Source organism: Streptomyces anandii JCM 4720 (genome assembly GCF_014650655.1).
Lineage (GTDB): Bacteria > Actinomycetota > Actinomycetes > Streptomycetales > Streptomycetaceae > Streptomyces > Streptomyces anandii.
The window spans coordinates 30,414-33,009 of sequence record NZ_BMVJ01000037.1 but is presented as its reverse complement, the minus strand read 5'-3'; the positions used below and the strand labels follow the sequence as shown (position 1 = coordinate 33,009).

Here is a 2,596-nt window from a genome sequence, read left to right as displayed (position 1 = left end):
GTGCTAGAACTAGGACATGATCGGACGTTTCCGCCGGTCTCGGACAGACGCGACCCCGCCAGGCGGCCGCCGGTCACCCGATCCCTCACACGACCGGCCGGGCGCGTCCCGCCACCCCGGTCCACACCGGGGCCCGTCCCGCCGCCCCGGTCAGCGGCGCGCCGCAGGGGTGCGCCTCACGCGGTTCTGGGGGGTCGGCACGCTCGCCGCGCAGGTCTTCCTGCTCCAGGTCATCGTGGTCCTGGTGGTGGTCCTGGCGGCGGCCGCCGCCCTCGTCCTGCAGGGCCGCTACGACGGCGAGGACAGCGCCAAGCAACGCTCCCTCGCCGCCGCCGAGGCGTTCGCCCACGCGCCCGGCACGGCACCCGCGCTGGAGTCGTCCGACCCGGCGGCCCTGCTCCGGGCGCCGGCCGAGGAGACACAGGTGGGCGCCGGCCTGGACTTCGTCTCCGTGCTGGACAAGGAGGGAGTGCGGCTGGTCGCCCCCGATCCGCGCCTGCTCGGGACCAAGGACACGGGCATCGGACCGGCCACCACGGGCGAGACGTACGTCAACACCTACCACGGCGCCCCCGGAACGGCCGTGCGCGCGGTGGTGCCCGTCATGGACGCGAGCCGGCGCGTGGTCGGCATGGTCACGGCGGGGGTGAAGGTCGAGACGCTCGGACATCTGCTGAACAAGCAGCTGCCGATGGTCCTGGGCTCGGCGGCCGTCGCCCTGGTCCTGGCGACCGCGGGGACGGCGCTCGTCAGCCGCCGTCTGCGCCGCCAGACCCGCGGCCTCGGCCCGGCCGAGATGACCCGGATGTACGAACACCACGACGCGGTGCTGCACGCGGTGCGCGAGGGCGTGCTGATCGTCGGCGCCGACGGATGCGTCCTGCTCGCCAACGACGAGGCGCGCCGGCTTCTGGACCTCCCCGAGGACTCCGACCGGCGGCACGTCTCGGAGCTGGGCCTGTCGCCGGAGCTGACCCGGCTGCTGGAGTCCGGCGAGGTGGCCTCCGACGAGGTGTTCCCGGCCGGGGACCGGCTGCTCGCGGTCAACACCCGCCCGACCGCGCCGTACGGCGGCGCGCCTGGACTGGTGGCCAGCCTGCGCGACACCACCGAGCTGCGGGCGCTGACCGGCCGCGCCGAGGTGGCGCGCGAGCGTCTGACGCTGTTGTACGAGGCCGGTGTGCGCATCGGCTCCACCCTCGACGTACGGCGCACCGCCGAGGAGCTCGCCGAGGTGGCCGTGCCCCGCATGGCGGACGTCGTCACCGTGGAGCTGCTCGACGCCGTGCTGCACGGCGAGGAGCCCACGGGCGCGGTGAACCGGATGCGCCGCACCGTGCTGCGCGGACCGGACCCGGACCGGCCGCTGCAGCCGGTGGGCGACCTGATCCAGTTCGTGGTGGCCGACACCCCGATGGTGGCGGCGCTGCGGCGCGGCAAGGCCGTGCTGGTGCCCGACCTGCATGCCGCACAGGACTGGCGGGCCCAGGACCCCGAGGGCGCGCGGCGGGTGCTCGAGTACGGGATCCACTCACTGATCACGGTGCCGCTCAGGGCGCGCGGTGTGGTGCTCGGCATGGTCAACTTCTGGCGGTCGGCCGGCTCGCCACGGTTCGAGGAGGAGGACGTGGCGGTCGCCGAGGAGCTGGTGGCCCGGGCGGCCGTGGCGATCGACAACGCCCGCCGGTACTCCCGCGAGCACGCCATGGCCGTGACGCTGCAGCGCAGCCTGCTGCCCCGGGACCTGCCCGAGCAGGACGCGCTGGAGGTGGCCTCGCGCTATCTGCCGGCGCAGTCCGGTGTGGGCGGCGACTGGTTCGACGTCATACCCCTGCCCGGGTTCCGTGTGGCGCTGGTGGTGGGCGACGTCGTGGGGCACGGGCTGCACGCGGCCGTGACCATGGGCCGGCTGCGCACGGCGGTGCTGAACTTCTCCTCCCTTGACCTGCCCCCGGACGAACTGCTCGGCCATCTCGACGAGATGGTGATGCGGCTGGACTCGCCCACGGCGGGCGCCGACGGGGAGGCGTCCCCGGTCACCGGGGCCACCTGCCTGTACGCGATCTACGATCCGGTGGGAGGGCGCTGCGCGCTGTCCCGCGCGGGCCATGTCGTGCCCGCGGTGGTGGACCCGGCCGGGCGGGTGACGTTCCCGGAACTGCCGCTCTCGCCGCCGCTCGGCGTGGGCGGCCATCCCTTCGAGGCGGGTGAGCTGGACCTGGCGGAGGGCAGCCGGCTGGTGCTGTTCACCGACGGCCTGGTCGAGGACCGCAGGCGGGACATCGACGAGGGGCTGCGGCTGCTCGGCTCGGCCGTCGCCGGTGCGGACCGGACGCCGGAGGAGACGTGCCGGGCCCTGATGGAGACGATGCTCCCGGAGCATCCGAGCGACGACGTGGCGCTGCTGGTCGCCCGTACCCGGCTGCTCGATCCCTCGCGGGTGGCGGTCTGGGACGTGCCCTTCGACGTGATGGCGGTGTCCCGGGTGCGCGGCGACGTGAGCCGCCGGCTGCACGAGTGGGGGCTGGAGGAGCAGTCGTTCGTGATGGAGTTGGTCCTCAGCGAGCTGCTGACCAACGCGATCCGCTACGGCGCC

1 protein-coding gene is annotated in these 2,596 nt (G+C 74.3%); it reads left to right on the top strand.

Translation table 11 applies throughout. The annotated features are described in order from the left end of the window. Positions 1–16 precede the first annotated feature (16 nt). Positions 17–2,596, top strand: a 2,580-nt coding sequence (locus tag IE249_RS34215) for a SpoIIE family protein phosphatase (protein WP_229859931.1), incomplete at its 3' end; no start/stop codon positions are given.